Source organism: Campylobacter sp. JH23 (assembly GCF_017846595.1).
Taxonomy (GTDB): domain Bacteria; phylum Campylobacterota; class Campylobacteria; order Campylobacterales; family Campylobacteraceae; genus Campylobacter_D; species Campylobacter_D coli.
Window position 1 is genome coordinate 94,125 of the sequence record NZ_JAEQBP010000007.1, and the last position, 16,508, is coordinate 110,632.

Sequence of the window (16,508 nt, forward strand, 5' to 3'; positions counted from 1 at the left end):
TTTTATGTCTAATTTAAAAGAAATTAAAAGAAAAATAAAAAGCGTCCATAATACGCAAAAAACAACCAATGCGATGAAGCTTGTTTCTACTGCCAAATTAAAAAAGGCAGAAGAAGCAGCAAAAAGATCTAGAGTTTATGCGCAAAAAATCGATGAGATTTTAAGTGAAATTTCTTTTCAAGTCAATAAGATTGTTCACAATGAAGAGGATTCAAGATTTGTTTTATTTCATAAGAAAAATCAAATCAAAAATGTAGATCTGATCTTTATAACAGCAGATAAAGGACTTTGTGGCGGTTTTAATATCAAAACCCTAAAGGCTGTAAGCGAACTTTTAAAAGAATATGAAGAAAAAAATATCAATGTTCGCTTAAGAGCTATTGGAAAAACAGGAATTGAGTATTTTAATTTTCAAAAAATAGAGCTTTTAGAAAAATATCTTGGCTTGAGCTCAAGTCCTGATTATGATAAAGCTTGCTCTGTTATTCAAGCTGCTGTAGATGATTATTTAAATGGAATAACTGATGAAGTTGTTCTAGTGCATAATGGATATAAAAATATGATCACACAAGAATTAAAAATTTCTCATCTAATCCCAGTAGAGCCAAAGCAAATTGAAGGAAACTCGAATTCGCTTTTAGAACTTGAACCTGAAGATACAGATCTCTTGGGAGATTTGATGAAAACATATTTTGAATACAATATGTATTATGCATTAATTGATTCTTTGGCTGCAGAACATAGTGCGAGAATGCAGGCTATGGATAATGCCACCAATAATGCAAAAGCTAGGGTTAAACAGCTTAATTTAGCTTACAATAAAGCAAGACAAGAATCTATCACTACTGAACTTATTGAAATTATCAGTGGTGTTGAGTCAATGAAATAGTAAAATTTTTAAGGAGAGTATAAATAATGCAAGGATTTATTTCACAAGTATTAGGTCCAGTTGTTGATGTAGATTTTAACGACTATTTGCCTCAAATTAATGAAGCCATTGTTGTAAATTTTGAAAGTGAAGGCAAAAAACAAAAACTTGTTTTAGAAGTAGCAGCACACTTGGGCGATAATAGAGTTAGAACTATTGCTATGGATATGACAGATGGCTTGGTAAGAGGACTTAAAGCAGAAGCTTTGGGTGCTCCTATTAGCGTTCCTGTGGGTGAAAAAGTTTTAGGAAGAATTTTTAATGTTACGGGAGATTTGATCGATGAAGGTGAAGAAATTTCTTTTGATAAAAAATGGGCAATTCATAGAGATCCACCAGTTTTTGAAGATCAAAGCACAAAAAGTGAGATTTTTGAAACAGGGATTAAAGTTGTGGATTTACTTGCTCCTTATGCAAAAGGTGGTAAAGTAGGTCTTTTTGGTGGTGCAGGTGTTGGTAAAACTGTTATTATTATGGAGCTTATTCACAATGTTGCATTTAAACATAGCGGCTATTCTGTATTTGCAGGTGTAGGTGAGAGAACTCGTGAAGGAAATGACCTTTATAATGAAATGAAAGAAAGTAATGTTTTAGACAAAGTTGCTCTATGTTATGGACAAATGAATGAACCACCAGGGGCAAGAAATCGTATTGCTTTAACAGGTTTAACAATGGCTGAGTATTTTAGAGATGAAATGGGTCTTGATGTGCTTATGTTTATTGATAATATCTTTAGATTTTCACAATCAGGTTCTGAAATGTCAGCACTTTTAGGAAGAATTCCATCAGCTGTGGGTTATCAACCAACCCTAGCAAGTGAAATGGGTAAATTCCAAGAAAGAATTACTTCAACTAAAAAAGGATCAATTACTTCAGTTCAAGCAGTTTATGTTCCAGCAGATGACTTAACAGACCCAGCTCCAGCAACTGTTTTTGCTCACTTAGATGCTACAACTGTTTTAAATAGATCTATTGCTGAAAAAGGTATTTATCCTGCGGTTGATCCACTTGACTCAACTTCAAGAATGCTTGATCCTCAAATTATTGGCGAAGAGCACTATAAAGTTGCGCGTGGTGTTCAATCTGTACTTCAAAAATATAAAGATTTGCAAGATATCATTGCAATTTTGGGTATGGATGAATTAAGCGAAGAAGATAAATTGATCGTTGAAAGAGCAAGAAAAATTGAAAAATTCTTATCACAACCATTCTTCGTTGCAGAAGTATTTACGGGTAGCCCTGGAAAATATATTTCTCTTGAGGAAACCATTGCAGGCTTTAAGGGAATTTTAGAAGGTAAATACGATCACTTACCAGAAAATGCTTTCTATATGGTGGGTAATATTGACGAAGCTATTGCAAAAGCAGATAAACTGAAAGGTTAATTTATGGACAATTTAATCAGTTTTGAAATAGTTACACCTATGGGTGTGATTTATCAAGGGGAGGTAAAATCAGTTACCTTGCCAGGAAGTGAAGGAGAATTTGGAGTACTTAAAGGACATGCTGCTTTAGTTTCATCTTTAAAATCTGGTGTAATTGATATAGAAAAAGCTGATTTAAATCATGAATTAATCGCAATTGATGCAGGTCATGCTAAGGTAGATGAAGATAAGATCAGTGTTTTGGCTAAGGGCGCGGTTTGGATTTCAGGTTCTAGCGAAAGCGAAATCGAAAAAAATCTTGAAAGCGCTAAAGAATTAATCAAATCTATGAGTTCAGACAATACAGCTTTAGCTGCTACCTTTTCAAAGCTTGACAATGCAAAGGTTAGGTAGATGAATTTTGAAGCGATATTTCAGTTTTTTGGAAGTTCAAGCATAATTACTTATATAGTCTTAGCTTGGCTTTCCTTATATTTTATACTTTCTTTTTTTATACTTTTTTCAAGAGTGACTTATTTGGCAGCTTGGAAAAATAAAGAAAAAGAAAGTTTAGAAGCTCTACTCTTGGGAGAAAAAGATTTGAGTAGAACGCGTTCTATTTTAAGAAAGTGCACAGATACTAGTTTATCACATCTTGAGATTTACAAAAATTTAGCAAGTCGTCGCGCATCCAATGGGCTTACTTGGCTTAGTATAGTAGCTTCAACCTCTCCATTTATAGGACTTTTTGGGACTGTTATTTCTATACTTGAGACTTTTGGTGGTTTAGGGACGCAAAATTCTTTAAGTATTATTGCACCTAAGATCAGTGAAGCTTTAGTTGCCACAGGCTGTGGTATTTTGGTTGCTATTCCTGCTTATACTTTTCATCTTATTATTAAAAGAAAGGCTTTTGAGCTCTTAAGTATAATTGATAGTGAGATTAAAGTTATTAGTTCTAACAAATAGGATTTAAGATATGCCATTTGACGATGAGAAGCCAGAGCTTAATATAACTCCTTTGGTTGATATCATGCTTGTTTTATTGGCTATTTTAATGGTAACAGCTCCAAGCATTACTTATGAAGAAAAAATCAATCTTCCTCAAGGAAGTCAAAAATCCACAAGTGCTCCTAGTGTTAAAAGCTTAATTGTTAGTATTAATGCTAAAAAAGAGATATTTTTAAATCAAGAAAAATATAGTTTTGTAAGCTTTGCAGATAATCTTGCGCAAAAAAAAGCACAATTTAATACCGACGAACCGGTATTTATTAGGGCTGATAAGAGTTTAAAATACGATGATGTTATTTTTGTTTTAAAAAGTATTAAAAATTTGGGCTTTAATAAAGTCGCCTTGCAAACAGAATAAGCTATGAAAGAATATGGTCTAGGCAAGATAAATTCATTTTTGCTTGCTGTTGCGGTTTATGTTTTTATTATAATTCTTATTTTTTTTAGACTCGTAACCCACATACAACCTGCAATCCAATATACGGATATTCAAGATAGTTTTATCGACATAGAGCTTATGGAACCCTCAAAAAAAGTCGTAAATGAGCAAAGCGCTCCTAAAGATATTCAAAAACCTGCCCAAGAGCTTGATATTGAAAAACTTTTTGCACAAACTACAAACAAAGCAGTAAAAACTGAAGATGTGGATCAAAAAGCCAGCAATTTTAATGAGCTTTTTGGTAGTATCAAAGAGATACAAGAGGAAAAAACTACTAAAATACAATCAAGCGCTAAATCAGAAACAACAAGCAGTTCAAAAACTCAAGCTTCAGAGCTTGTAAAGCAATTAAACGATAGCTTACTTGAAGAAGAAAGTATCAATCAAGGCGAAAGTATTAAAAATCAAAAGACAGGGATTTATGATGAGTTTTTGGGAAAGGTGGTGCGCACCATCACCCAAAGATGGAGACAATATCATCCTAATAGTGAAAATATTTCAGTCAAGGTAAAAATTTTTATTGATGAAAATGGAAATTTTGGCTATACTTCAGTCGAAAAAAGCGGAAATTCTTTATACGACGCAAAAGTAGCCGAATTTTTAGAAAACCAAAAAGGTAAATTTATAGCCTATCCACCTCAAAATAAAAGCATAAGTATTACTATGAATTTAAAAGATGAGGCGCAAATTCAAAAATAATTGAGGAGTAAAAATGAAAAAAATTGTAACAGTATTTTTAATTTTTTTAGGAATACTTTGGGCAGAAGATCCTGTGATTGATGTCGTAAATTCAGGCGTAGTCTTACCAAAAATCATTGTTAAAGACAATTCGAATTTAAGTGATATTAATTTAAAGCGTAGTTTTTATAATATCATTGTAAATGACTTGAAAGTAAGTTCAAATTTTGAAGTTGTAAGTGATGCAAGTTCAGAAGCTGCAAATTACACTTTTGAATACGATTTGAGTAAAAATGGCAATGCTTTAAATTTGCATGTTAAGATCAAAGCAGGAGGCTTGGAAAAATCAAGTCAAACCTATGCTTTAAATAGTGTAGAGCAGTATCCTTTTTTGGCCCACAAAAGCGTAAAAGCTTCGGTAAATGCATTAGGACTTGCTCCTGTTGAATGGATGGATCATAAAATTTTAATTGCCAGAAATTCAAGCTCTAAAAAAAGTCAAATTATCATGGCCGATTATACTTTAACATATCAAAAAGTAATCATTGATGGAGGATTGAATTTATTTCCTAAATGGGGAAATAAAGAGCAAAGTATTTTTTACTATACCGCATACGATCATGATAGACCAACGCTTTATCGCTATGACTTAAGAACTAATAAAGCAAGTAAAATTTTAGCAAGTGGAGGTATGGTTGTAGCAAGCGATGTAAGCTTAGATGGTAGTAAGTTACTTGTGACTATGGCTCCAAAAGATCAACCTGATGTTTATTTGTATGATTTAAATTCTAAAAATTTAACTCAACTTACGAATTATTCAGGCATAGATGTAAATGGAAACTTTATAGGCGTAGATGATAGTAAATTTGTTTTTGTTAGCGATCGCTTGGGTTATCCTAATATTTTTATACAAAATCTCAATAATGGATCTGCCGAACAAGCAGTTTTTCATGGTAAAAATAATTCTGCAGTTTCAACCTATAAAGATTTTTTAGTATATTCTAGTCGTGAGCCAAATCAAGTAGGTGTTTTTAATATTTATTTAATGTCAATCAATAGCACAGGTATTCGTCAATTTACCGCAAATGGAAAGAATTTATTTCCTAGATTTTCAAGTGATGGTGGTAGTATAGTTTTTATCAAATATCTCGGAGCACAGAGTGCTTTAGGTGTTATTCGTGTTAATGCAAACAAGACTTTTTATTTTCCATTAAAAGTTGGGAAAATTCAGTCTATTGATTGGTAAAAATTTGTAATTTTTGGTTAAATTTAATTAATTTTAGATATAATGCTAACAATTTATTAACTTTGAAAGGTCATAAATGAAAAAAATTCTTTTTAGTTCTATTGCAGCATTTGCATTGGTTATCAGTGGTTGTAGCACAAAAAGCACTAGCGTAAGTGGTGATACAAGTGTAGATTCGAATCGTGGAACAGGTGGTAGTGATGGTTGGGATATTGATTCAAAAATTTCTCAACTTAATGATACTTTAGGAAAAGTATATTTTGATTTTGATAAATTTAATATCCGCCCAGATATGCAAAATGTTGTTAATACAAATGCTAATATCTTCAACAATGAAGTAAGCGGTGTAAGCATTACTGTTGAAGGTAATTGCGATGAGTGGGGAACAGATGAGTATAATCAAGCTTTAGGTTTAAAAAGAGCAAAAGCAGTTAAAGAAGCTTTAATTGCTCAAGGTGTAAATTCTGACAGAATTGCTGTTAAAAGCTATGGTGAAACAAATCCAGTATGCACAGAAAAAACAAAAGCTTGCGATGCTCAAAATCGTCGTGCAGAATTTAAACTATCAAGATAATTGATGAAAAAAATATTCTCAGTAGCTCTTATCGGAGCTACTTTACTTTATGCAGAAAGCTCTGCTTTTGGTGCAGGAGATTTAACCAGTAATTCCCCCTATGGTTTAACATCAAGTGAAAAATTACTCAAGGAAAAATTAGATACTTTAAGCAATAATAATGTTCAAGCAAATTCTAGAATTAATGAGATTGAACAAAGAGTTGAAGGATTGCAAAGTACTTTAGAGGGTATAAATTCGCAGTATGCCAAATCCAATTCTAGATTAACGCAACTTGAAACCCGTTTTGAAGCTATGGAAAATAATTTAAGCACAGAACTTCAAAATTTAAAAGCTTATGTTGAAGAAAGTAGAAAAATTCAAGATACTAACAATAAGCAAATTAAGAAAATTTTAACCGAATTAAGTTCTTTGGTTGATTCTATTAACGCAAATTATGTGTCTAAAGATGACTTAAATAGTACGAATTTAAGTATCAAAAATACAGTTGTTGTACCTCTATCGATCGATGATAAAAACATAACTTCTAGCGATGAAAACAATGCCAGTGTTGCTCCAGTGCAAGAAAAAGAAGTTAAACAAATAGATGATTCTTGGAAAAAGAAAAAAAATAACGAAATTTTAGACTTGGCTATCAAAGATTTAAATAATAATTCTTATGAGAATAGCAAAATTAAGTTAAACTATCTCATATCAAAACAATACAAACCTGCAAGGGCAAATTTTTGGTTAGGAGAAATTGAGTATAAGCAAAAGAAATACAATAATGCTATTGCTTATTATAAAAAAAGTTCTGCTTTGAGCACCAAAGGGGATTATTTTCCAAAGCTTTTATATCACACAGCGATTTCTCTTGATAAGATAGGAGATCCAAAAACAGCTAATGGGTTTTATAAGGCTTTAAAGACAAATTATCCTAATTCACCGGAAGCAAAAGCTTCCCCCAATAGAAAATAATATCAAGGAGAAAAAATGGCTATAGAAAAAAATAGCGTAGTTTCAATGTTTTATGAACTAAAAGATGCAAATACAAATGAAGTTTTAGAATCAAATTTATATGCTCAACCGATTTCTTTTATCTTAGGCAAAGGGCAAATTTTAGAAGCTTTAGAAGAAGAAGTGATGAAGCTTGATTGCCCTAGCAATGCTGATGTCGTGATTAAAAAAGATAAAGGCTTGGGCGAATACGATGAAAATGCAGTGCAAGTTTTACCAAAAGAGCAATTTGCAGGCATTGATTTAAAAATAGGTATGGAGCTTTTTGGCGAGGGTGAAAACGGAGAAACCGTTCGCGTAACTATTAAAGAAATCAGCGATAATGATGTAACTATTGATTACAATCATCCTTATGCAGGTCGTGATTTGCTTTTTTCTTTAAATATAGTAGATGCCAGAGCAGCAAGTGAAGATGAGCTTCTTACAGGCATTATAGCAGGAAGCCATAGTTGTGGTTGTGGAAGCGGACATGGGCATGGACATGATCATCACGGGCATGGCGGTGGCGGATGCTGCGGTGGCGGTGGCGGCGGATGTGGTTGCCACTAAGATGAATGCTGTATTTATTTTTCCAGGTCAAGGCTCTCAAAGTCTTGGCATGGGTAAAGATTTTTATGAAAACTCCAAAACCGCAAAAGAACTTCTAGAAAATGCCAGCGATTTTTGTAAAATTGATTTTAAAAATTTATTGTTTAACGAAAATGATGATTTAAACAAAAGTGAATTTACACAACCTGCTATACTCTTAAATTCTTTAATGGCTTATAGTGCTTTGAGTGAATTAAAACCTGATATTAAGGCTAAATTTGCTTTGGGTCATTCCTTGGGTGAATTTTCAGCTTTGGCGATCAATGGTGCTTTTAGCTTTTTAGAAGCAACTATGCTTGTGCATAAAAGAGGACTTTTTATGCAAGAAGATTGTGCAAAAGTTGAAGCGGGTATGATGGTAATTTTAGGGCTTGATGATAAAAAAGTGGAAGAGCTTTGTCAAAAAGCTAGAGATGAGGATAAAAAAATTTTTGCAGCTAATTATAACTGCGATGGGCAAATCGTTGTTGCAGGTTTAAAACCTGATTTAGCAAGCTATGAAAGCACATTTAAAGAAGCAGGCGCTAAAAGAGCTATGCTTTTAAATATGAGCGTGGCAAGCCATTGTCCGCTTTTAGAAAACGCGTCTAATAAACTTTGCATAGAGCTTGAAAAAATACTAGAGCCTACTTTTAAAGCTGTAATTTCTAATGCTACAGCTAAAGCTTATACGAGCAAACAAGAAGCTCTTGAGCTTTTAAAAACCCAACTTGTAGCTTCTGTGCTTTATAAACAAAGCATTAAGGCTTGTGAAAATGAAGCAGATTGTTTTATAGAATTTGGCGCTAGTGTGCTTAAAGGTTTGAATAAAAAAATCACTTCAAAAGAAACTTATGCTTTAACAAATATGAATGATATAGAAGAATTTTTAAAGGTAATATAAATGAAAATAGCAATTTTAGGTGCAATGAGTGAAGAAATCACTCCTTTGCTTGAAACACTTAAAAATTATACAAAAATAGAACACGCTAATAATACTTATTATTTTGCAAACTATAAAAATCATGAGCTTATTCTTGCTTATTCTAAGATAGGCAAGGTAAATTCTACCCTAAGTGCTAGCGTAATGATAGAAAAATTTGGCGCGCAAGTTTTACTTTTTACAGGTGTTGCAGGAGCGTTTAATCCTGAGCTTGAGATTGGTGACTTGCTTTATGCGACGAAATTAGCACAATATGATCTTGATATCACTGCTTTTGGACATCCATTGGGTTTTGTTCCAGGAAATGAAATTTTTATAAAGACAGACGATAAATTAAACAATCTTGCTTTAGAAGTCGCAAAAGAATTAAATATCAAACTTCGTGCAGGTATTATCGCAACGGGTGATGAATTTATTTGTGATGAGGCAAAGAAAGCAAAAATCAGAGAGATTTTTAATGCTGATGCTTGTGAAATGGAAGGCGCAAGTGTGGCTTTGGTTTGTGATGCTTTAAAGGTGCCTTGTTTTATCTTAAGAGCTATGAGTGATAAAGCAGGGGAAAAGGCTGAATTTGATTTTGATGAATTTGTGATCAATTCAGCTAAAATTTCAGCCAATTTTGTGCTTAAAATGTGCGAGAAATTATGATAAATCTTAGTAAAAAACTGATCCGTCAAGTTGCACAAGCTAATGCTAAATTTGGACTCATTAAAGATGGAGATAAGGTTCTTTTAGGGCTTAGCGGCGGAAAAGATTCTTTAGCTTTAGCACATCTTTTAAAAAGAATGCAAGCTCACGCACCTTTTAAATTCGAGCTTGAAGCAGCGACTTTAAGCTATGGTATGGGTGAGGATTACTCAGGGCTTCATGCACATTGTGAGGAGCATGGGATTAAACACAGCGTGATTGATTCAAATATCTATGAAGTTTCAGGCGATACGATAAGACAAAATTCAAGCTTTTGTAGTTATTTTTCAAGAATGCGCCGAGGTGCTTTGTATACTTATGCTCTTGAAAAAGGTTTTAACAAATTAGCTATCGCACACCATTTAGATGATGCAGCTGAGAGCTTTTTTATGAATTTTATCCATAATGGAGCTTTAAGAACTTTAGCGCCTATTTATCAAAGCAAACGAGGTATTACGGTTATACGCCCTTTGATTTTTGTGCGCGAAAGACAACTTAGGGATAATGCTACACAAAATGAACTTCAGGTTATAGGAAATGAATTTTGCCCTGGTATGAAGCTAAGCGAAAAAAATGTAAAATTTCCACATGCAAGAGAAGAAGCAAAGCAACTTTTAGCTAATTTAGAAAAAGATCATCCTAAGCTTTTTACAAGCTTAAAAACTGCTTTTACAAATTTACACACAGAAAGTTTTTGGCTAGAAAGGACAAAAATATGAAAAAAGCTTTTGTTTTAGTGGATTATCAAAATGATTTTATTGATGGAAGTTTAGGTTTTGATAAGGCTTTAAAGATCAAAGAAAATATTCTTAAAGCCTTAAATCAAATCGATTTTAATAACACGCATTTGCTTCTTACTTATGATACTCATGATGAGGATTATTTAAAGAGCAAGGAAGGGTTAAATTTGCCTATCGAACATTGTATAAAAGATAGCTCGGGTTGGCAAATGCCTAAAGATTTTACTCCCTTTTTGCAAAAAGCTCATAAGGTTTTTCATAAAAATACTTTTGGAAGTTTAGAATTTGCAAATTTTATCGCAAAAAGTGAATACGAAGAAATCCATTTTGCAGGACTTGTTTCCCATATTTGCGTCTTTTGTAATATCATTTTAGCTTTTAGCGCGAAGCCAAATTCAAGACTTATACTCCATCAAAATTTAAGTGCAAGTTTTGATGAAAATTTAGAAAAATCCGCTTTTGATCTACTTAGAGCTTATGGCATTGAAATACTTTAATGCAAGGCTTTATACTTCATACGCAAAAAGTAAAAGATGAGGATTTGATTGTTTATATTTTAAGCCCTAAAGAGCTTATCAAGGCGTATCGTTTTTATGGGCTTAGACATTCTAGTATTTTAAATGGTTATAAAATTGATTTTGCTTTAGATGAAAATCCTAGCTTTTTGCCAAGACTTAAGGATGTTTTGCATTTGGGTTTTGTATGGATTATGGATCGTGAAAAAATGCTGATTTGGCAGGAATTTATCCGTCTTCTGTATCATCATTTAAAAGATGCTCAAGTACTTGAAAGTTTTTATTTTGAGCTTTTAGATGAATGTGTAAAGCGTTTTGAAAAGCAAAATCCCAAGCGCGTGATTGTGGACGCTTATCTTAAGATTTTAGAATTTGAGGGAAGACTCCATCAAGAATTTAGATGTTTTGCTTGTGATGAAAGCATAGAAAATCCCATCACTTTAATTCGTGCTTTTTTACCTTCGCATCACACTTGTGCTTTAGGTTATGCATTTGAAAAGCAGAAATTAAAAAATTTTTATGAAAGTAAAAATTGTGCGATTTTTGGTGATGAAGAAATAGGGAATTTGTATCAATTGATCAAGGAGGGTTTATGATATTAAGTGATGAAAAATGCGAATTTTTAGAGCCTATAGTAAGTTTTTTAAGCTCTAAGGATGTGGAACTTGTTTTTGTAGAAAGTAAGGAAATGCAAGAGATTAACTTAGAGCAAAGAAAGCAAGATAAAACCACCGATGTGCTTTCTTTTCCACTTGAAAATATCGATGAGAGCTTGCCTTTGGGTTCTGTTGTGATTAATATAGATTTGGCAAAGCAGAAGGCTAAAGAGTTAGGACATAGTTTTGAAGAGGAAGTAAGCTTGCTTTTTATCCATGCCATGCTTCATTTGCTTGGATTTGATCATGAGGTAGATAATGGAGAAATGAGAGAAAAAGAAAAAGAACTTATAGAACACTTTAATTTGCCCAAAAGTTTGATTATAAGGACTTTGGAAGATTAAGTAAGATTTTTTCAAGGGCTAGAAGACTTGCGCTTTATATTTTAAATATATGAGTAAAAATATTAAAAAAATCATTTTTTGCCGATTTACTTTAGAATAAAATCTATTCCAAGGTGATAAAGATGATAGTATTTCCTCTAAGCTCTTTTAATAGATATTTTGGAAACAATCCTTTGCAAACACTTACCAAAATAAGAGATGAAAGTATTGAAAATGGAAATCCTGAGCTTGCAAAAAAACAAAGAGAAGAATTAGGTAATGATTTGATAGATTTGTATAAGATTTCTAAAAAATTCAGCGATAAAATAGAATTAGTCGAGGGTTCAATAGAAGATAAACTTAGAAACAATGAATTACCAGAATCAGAAGTTAAAAGTTTATTTAAATGGATGGATGAAAATTCCAAACACCCTCGTTGGATGCATATTGATGGGGTGAGTTATGATGAAGCTTATGTTAAAATTTTTCACACAAGCAAAAGTATAGATGAATTTAAAGAAAAATATCTTAAGCTTCAAAAAAAATATTTTGTTGATTTTAACAATATTGATTCATCACAGAAAAAACTGCAAGAAACTTCAGAAGAAGACAAAGAAAAGCCTTTTAAGCCTATACAAGCAGAAAGTAAAAGCGAAACCTACAAAGATGATAATAAAATGAATGAGCTTTTAAGAAAACTACTAGAAACTAAATTTGGCACAAGTGATGAGCTAGAAATTCTTTTTGGTATGAAATTTAGCGATGATGATGCAGGGGAATTTAATAAAATTCTTTCTTTAAATTCTGCACCAAAAAGCGTAGATATTAAGGCTTAAAAATATAAAAATTTAAATTATAAAAAGGATTAAAAATGATAGGTATCAACTCAACTTTCAATAACTCCTTTGTCAATCTTAATATTAAAAACAATAACAACTCTTCCTTAAATTCAAATACTAATGTAAAAAATTTACAAGACACCCAAGACGCTACTAAAACAAGCAATAAAGTCTTAGGTTATGAAGTAGATAAAGATGGCTTTTTTACAAGTGAATTTAATAAAGCAGCAGGAATTCCAAAAGATTATAAGATTTATGCTAAAGGTGCTGAAAATTTTGTTAATTATATCACTAACCTTAATTTTAAATCTTTTACCAATATAGATATTGCCAAAAGTTTAGGTAATGCTTATAAGGTTTTTTCACAGCTTATTGATGAACCGAGTGGAAATTTTACTACTGAAGATTTAAGCAAAATCCCTTTGGGATTTTCTTATAATAAAAAAAGTTTTCAAGTAACAAATATTTATTATTCCGAAAAAGATTTTGAGAGTGCTTTAAGTTTTGAAGATGACTTAAAAATCTATCAAAATCCTAAGCAATTAACCCTAAGTTTCCCAAGCTGGAAAGAAAAAGCTCCTGCTGATTATATTAAAAAAAATAGCGATATATTTGATCCAAGCTCTCATATAAATATCGGAGCATCATTTTATAAAAATGATAATGGCACTATAAGCAAAGGTGGTGTTTTAATGGCATTCTTTGCAGGTATGTCAGGACAAAATCCTCTTATAGAAGGTGAAAGAACTATAGAGGGAAAGCTTCTTGGCTATGATAAAAATATGAGCCAAAGTCAAGTGGAAGATTTAAACGAATTTATAAATCAAAATCCTATCGAATGGAGTATAACAGGAGATGTATTTGCAGATAGTGTATATATAACCAAACTTAGAAATACAATAACTGATATAGATGAATTTAAAAAACAATGGCTAGAAATGAAAGCCAAAAGTGATAAAATGGGAGAAGTATATCAAACCGAGATAGCAAACAAAAAAGAAGTTGTTTCATCGCAAGAAACTTCAGAAGAAGGCAAAGAAAAGCCTTTTAAACCTATACAAGCAGAAAGTAAAAGCGAAACTTACAAAGATGATAATAAAATGAATGAGCTTGTAAAAAAGCTTTTAGAAACTAAATTTGGCACAAGCGATGAGCTAGAACTTCTTTTTGGTATGAAATTTAGCGATGATGATATAGGAGAATTTAATAAATTTCTTTCTCAAAACACTTCGGCAAAAATTATAGATATTAAGGCTTAAGATTTTTTAAATTATAAAAATCAAGTTAAACTAAAAAAATTCTTCTATTTTTTTTCGCATTTCTTCGACATTGTCGATGCGATTAACACTATCTCTAAAGGCTGAAGCATCTTTATGGCCTTTGGAATACTCGTGTAAATGTTTACGAAATATACTCACACCTTGATCTTTATAGTGTTTTATCATTTCGTCAAAATGAGTGAGTATGATTTCTTTTTTGAGTTTTTCATCTACATTTTTACCACTTTTGATTTCATAAAATATCCAAGGATTTCCCACACTTGCACGCCCTATCATAAGTCCATCACATTTTGTGATCTCATAAACCTCTTTAGCATTTTGAGCATTGATATCACCATTTGCGATCACAGGAATTTTCACGCTTGCTTTAGCATTGGCAATGGATTCATAATCCGCTTTTCCACTATAAAGCTGTTTTCTTGTGCGTCCATGAATACTTACAAAATCCACCCCCAAGCTTTCGCAAATTTTAGCCATTTTTTCGGGATATTTTTCATTAAAGCCTAAGCGAAATTTAACACTTGTAAGGCTTTTTTTATTGTTTTCTTTAATCACTCCCACAAGGCTTTTAAAAAGCTCTAAATTTTCTAGCAGAGCACTTCCTGCACATTGTTTGACGACTTTATTTACAGGACAACCACAATTAAAGTCAATGCCATCTACAAAATCCATTTCATTAAGCATTTGAACTGCTTTTTTAAGCACTTCTTTATCACCCCCTGCAATTTGGACTATATAGGGATTTTCTAATTCAGCTCTTTCTAGCATATGTAAGGTTTTAGAGCTTTCATAAACTAAAGCATTGGAACTTATCATTTCACTTATTGTGATATCTGCACCAAATTTTTTTACCACATTGCGAAAAGGCAGGTCTGAAAAACCCGCCATAGGAGCTAAAAATAAAGGCTTTTTGCTAAAATCTATCATTGTATAAGCTGATTTAAATCGATTTTGATATTTTTTTCACGCAAGGCTAAAAAGGCTTTAAAATCATTGAATTTTTTGTCATCATTATGAATTTGTTCTCTGAGTTCATCTAAAAGTCCAAATTCAGCTAAAAGATATAAATACGCTCTTAAAGCTTCACTTTTTTCATTTTTGATTTTGTTAAAAATTCCTATAACTGCGTCAGGATTTAAAAGCTTGATGCTTAGTTTTGCTATATCAAGATAGTCTTTTTCACTAAGGATATTGTGAGAAAGTAAAACTTCATATTCAGCAGCATTAAGCTCTAAATTTCCTTCTTTAAAACGCTTGATGAGTGTAAGGATATGACAAGGTTTTTTTGTGATTTTGATATTTTTAATTTGCTCATAAGTTCCTTTTTTTATCAAACTTTCAAAAGCCAGATCTTGGAATTCGTCTTGAGTTTGACTAAGGTTTTTGATTTTGGAATAAGCATAATTTATATCATTTTTGATATGATTTTTTTCATTTTCTAGAAATAAGATATTATTATTTTCGAGTTTAAATTTGTTAAGATTGAAGTATTCTTCTTTTTTAATGCCGTCTATAAGATCTAAAATTTCATTGATTTTGTTTGCATTAGGGATTTTTTCATGTGTTTTTAGGGTTTTAGCTAGCTGTGCTACTTGTCTAAATTCCTTTGTTTGAAAGCTGATATTTGATTCTTTTTCCAAAAGAAGGTCGCGGGTAAAATTTTCAAATTTGGTAGAATCTTTGAAAAAATGCTTAAATTTTAAAGTGAGTAAAAAATAATAAAAACCCATATGAATGATGGCAAAAAACACTAAAGGTATCAAAGGTAAAATAAGCCATATCATTATAGGTAGCTCGAAGCTATATGTATTGAAATTTAAAGTATAATTTCCTAATTCTAAATACCAAGCAAGAGCAAATATAAGAGCTATATAAATAAAGCTTGCTATAAAAAATAATCTAATTCTCATAACTCTCCTTTTTCTAAATTTTCGCGGCATACGATGCAGTATTTTGCATGAGGTTTGATTTTAAGTCTTTCTATGGTGATTTCTTCATCGCAAGATTCGCATATTCCATAAGTGCCATCTTTGATTTTTTCTAAAGAATCTTCTATTTCTTCTAATTCTTGTTTTAAATTAGCACTGATAGCAAAATCAATTTGCGATCCTGTTTCAATAACAGAAAAATCCACACTATCACTTGGGACGCTATTATGTAAGGCTTCAATTTCTTTAGAATTGCTTTGCAAATTTTCCAATATAGTTTTTTTTCTATTTTCTAAGATAGTTTTAAAAACTTGTATTTCATTCTTTTTCATTGTTTAACCTTTTATTTGTGATAAGGATGATTTGAGTTGATACAAAAAGCACGATAAATTTGTTCTAAAAGTAAAATTTTTACAAATTGATGTGCTAAGGTGAGTTTGCTTAATGAAAGTCTAAAATCTAAACTCTGGCTGAATTCATCCCTTAGGCCATAAGCACCACCTATAAAAAAATTTAAATTATTTTTATCTGCTATGAGTTTTGCAAATTCTACGCTTGTAAGCTCCTTGCCTCTTTCATCAAGAACTATGCAAAAGCCTTTTGTATAAGGAGCAAATGCCTCTTCATAGCTTAATTTAGCAGCTTGTGCATTTAAATTTTGCGCAGCAGCTATTTTTTTATTAAAGAGATTGTGTTCTTTAAGATCTGCAAATTTGGAGATAAGTTTTGCGTACTTCTCACCCCAAATTTTAAATTCATCGTTTTTTTGTATGTGAAAAATATTAACTTGCAAG

22 protein-coding genes are annotated in these 16,508 nt (G+C 31.8%); 18 read left to right on the forward strand and 4 right to left on the reverse strand.

Features of this window, described 5'->3' with window-relative positions:
- Positions 1 to 4: 4 nt before the first annotated feature.
- The 18 genes from atpG (at position 5) to KAR88_RS07940 (ending at position 13,765) form a co-directional block, all read left to right on the forward strand.
- Entirely contained in the window at positions 5 to 889 is an 885-nt protein-coding gene (gene atpG / locus KAR88_RS07855) for an ATP synthase F1 subunit gamma (protein WP_002779397.1), read from the forward strand.
- 26 nt (positions 890 to 915) lie between these two features.
- On the forward strand, positions 916 to 2,313 hold the full coding sequence (gene atpD / locus KAR88_RS07860) for a F0F1 ATP synthase subunit beta (RefSeq protein ID WP_002782352.1): 1,398 nt from the start codon (positions 916 to 918) through the stop codon (positions 2,311 to 2,313).
- Between the two features lie 3 nt (positions 2,314 to 2,316).
- Positions 2,317 to 2,706, forward strand: coding sequence for an ATP synthase F1 subunit epsilon (gene atpC, locus KAR88_RS07865; RefSeq protein ID WP_002779395.1), 390 nt, complete (start codon positions 2,317 to 2,319; stop codon positions 2,704 to 2,706).
- On the forward strand, positions 2,707 to 3,261 hold the full coding sequence (locus KAR88_RS07870; protein WP_002779394.1) for a MotA/TolQ/ExbB proton channel family protein: 555 nt from the start codon (positions 2,707 to 2,709) through the stop codon (positions 3,259 to 3,261). It begins immediately after the preceding gene.
- A 10-nt stretch (positions 3,262 to 3,271) separates the two neighbouring features.
- The gene (locus KAR88_RS07875; protein WP_002782354.1) at positions 3,272 to 3,661 is read left to right on the forward strand and encodes an ExbD/TolR family protein; all 390 of its coding nucleotides are present in this window, start codon (positions 3,272 to 3,274) and stop codon (positions 3,659 to 3,661) included.
- A 3-nt stretch (positions 3,662 to 3,664) separates the two neighbouring features.
- On the forward strand, positions 3,665 to 4,441 hold the full coding sequence (locus KAR88_RS07880; protein ID WP_002786249.1) for a TonB C-terminal domain-containing protein: 777 nt from the start codon (positions 3,665 to 3,667) through the stop codon (positions 4,439 to 4,441).
- Positions 4,442 to 4,454: 13 nt separating this feature from the next.
- Positions 4,455 to 5,666: a Tol-Pal system protein TolB gene (gene tolB, locus KAR88_RS07885; protein ID WP_002787467.1), complete on the forward strand. Its 1,212-nt coding sequence runs from the start codon at positions 4,455 to 4,457 to the stop codon at positions 5,664 to 5,666.
- A gap of 76 nt (positions 5,667 to 5,742) precedes the next feature.
- Positions 5,743 to 6,240: a peptidoglycan-associated lipoprotein Pal gene (gene pal, locus KAR88_RS07890; protein WP_002778702.1), complete on the forward strand. Its 498-nt coding sequence runs from the start codon at positions 5,743 to 5,745 to the stop codon at positions 6,238 to 6,240.
- A 3-nt stretch (positions 6,241 to 6,243) separates the two neighbouring features.
- Positions 6,244 to 7,197 (forward strand): tetratricopeptide repeat protein, encoded by a 954-nt coding sequence (locus tag KAR88_RS07895; RefSeq protein WP_002785046.1) that lies wholly within the window; start codon positions 6,244 to 6,246, stop codon positions 7,195 to 7,197.
- Positions 7,198 to 7,212: 15 nt separating this feature from the next.
- Positions 7,213 to 7,785, forward strand: a complete 573-nt coding sequence (locus tag KAR88_RS07900) for a peptidylprolyl isomerase (protein ID WP_002785049.1) — start codon at positions 7,213 to 7,215, stop codon at positions 7,783 to 7,785.
- A 1-nt stretch (position 7,786) separates the two neighbouring features.
- Positions 7,787 to 8,707: an ACP S-malonyltransferase gene (fabD, locus tag KAR88_RS07905; RefSeq protein ID WP_192801271.1), complete on the forward strand. Its 921-nt coding sequence runs from the start codon at positions 7,787 to 7,789 to the stop codon at positions 8,705 to 8,707.
- Positions 8,708 to 9,394, forward strand: coding sequence for an aminodeoxyfutalosine nucleosidase (gene pfs / locus KAR88_RS07910; RefSeq protein WP_002778692.1), 687 nt, complete (start codon positions 8,708 to 8,710; stop codon positions 9,392 to 9,394).
- The gene (locus KAR88_RS07915) at positions 9,391 to 10,152 is read left to right on the forward strand and encodes a tRNA 2-thiocytidine biosynthesis TtcA family protein (protein WP_192801373.1); all 762 of its coding nucleotides are present in this window, start codon (positions 9,391 to 9,393) and stop codon (positions 10,150 to 10,152) included. Before pfs ends, KAR88_RS07915 begins: the two co-directional genes overlap by 4 nt.
- Entirely contained in the window at positions 10,149 to 10,670 is a 522-nt protein-coding gene (locus tag KAR88_RS07920; protein WP_002790500.1) for a cysteine hydrolase family protein, read from the forward strand. The genes KAR88_RS07915 and KAR88_RS07920 overlap by 4 nt, the downstream gene beginning before the upstream one ends.
- Positions 10,670 to 11,284 (forward strand): recombination protein RecO, encoded by a 615-nt coding sequence (gene recO / locus KAR88_RS07925; RefSeq protein WP_002782374.1) that lies wholly within the window; start codon positions 10,670 to 10,672, stop codon positions 11,282 to 11,284. Before KAR88_RS07920 ends, recO begins: the two co-directional genes overlap by 1 nt.
- Positions 11,281 to 11,688, forward strand: a complete 408-nt coding sequence (ybeY, locus tag KAR88_RS07930; RefSeq protein ID WP_002785061.1) for an rRNA maturation RNase YbeY — start codon at positions 11,281 to 11,283, stop codon at positions 11,686 to 11,688. The genes recO and ybeY overlap by 4 nt, the downstream gene beginning before the upstream one ends.
- Positions 11,689 to 11,810: 122 nt before the next feature.
- Positions 11,811 to 12,503 (forward strand): hypothetical protein, encoded by a 693-nt coding sequence (locus KAR88_RS07935; RefSeq protein WP_038852288.1) that lies wholly within the window; start codon positions 11,811 to 11,813, stop codon positions 12,501 to 12,503.
- Positions 12,504 to 12,538: 35 nt separating this feature from the next.
- Complete coding sequence (locus KAR88_RS07940; RefSeq protein ID WP_079460049.1) at positions 12,539 to 13,765, forward strand: hypothetical protein; 1,227 nt, start codon at positions 12,539 to 12,541, stop codon at positions 13,763 to 13,765.
- A 30-nt stretch (positions 13,766 to 13,795) separates the two neighbouring features.
- Here the strand turns inward: KAR88_RS07940 and KAR88_RS07945 are convergent, their stop codons facing one another.
- From KAR88_RS07945 to KAR88_RS07960, 4 genes are read right to left on the reverse strand one after another with little or no spacing between them, the layout of a single operon-like run.
- A complete protein-coding gene (locus tag KAR88_RS07945; protein WP_002785111.1) occupies positions 13,796 to 14,713 on the reverse strand; it encodes a tRNA-dihydrouridine synthase in 918 nt (305 codons plus the stop codon).
- Positions 14,710 to 15,696: a hypothetical protein gene (locus KAR88_RS07950; RefSeq protein WP_052781008.1), complete on the reverse strand. Its 987-nt coding sequence runs from the start codon at positions 15,694 to 15,696 to the stop codon at positions 14,710 to 14,712. Before KAR88_RS07950 ends, KAR88_RS07945 begins: the two co-directional genes overlap by 4 nt.
- A complete protein-coding gene (gene dksA, locus KAR88_RS07955; protein ID WP_002778675.1) occupies positions 15,693 to 16,046 on the reverse strand; it encodes an RNA polymerase-binding protein DksA in 354 nt (117 codons plus the stop codon). Before dksA ends, KAR88_RS07950 begins: the two co-directional genes overlap by 4 nt.
- Before the next feature lie 11 nt (positions 16,047 to 16,057).
- Positions 16,058 to 16,507, reverse strand: a complete 450-nt coding sequence (locus KAR88_RS07960) for a 23S rRNA (pseudouridine(1915)-N(3))-methyltransferase RlmH (RefSeq protein WP_002780129.1) — start codon at positions 16,505 to 16,507, stop codon at positions 16,058 to 16,060.
- Between the last annotated feature and the right edge of the window lies 1 nt (position 16,508).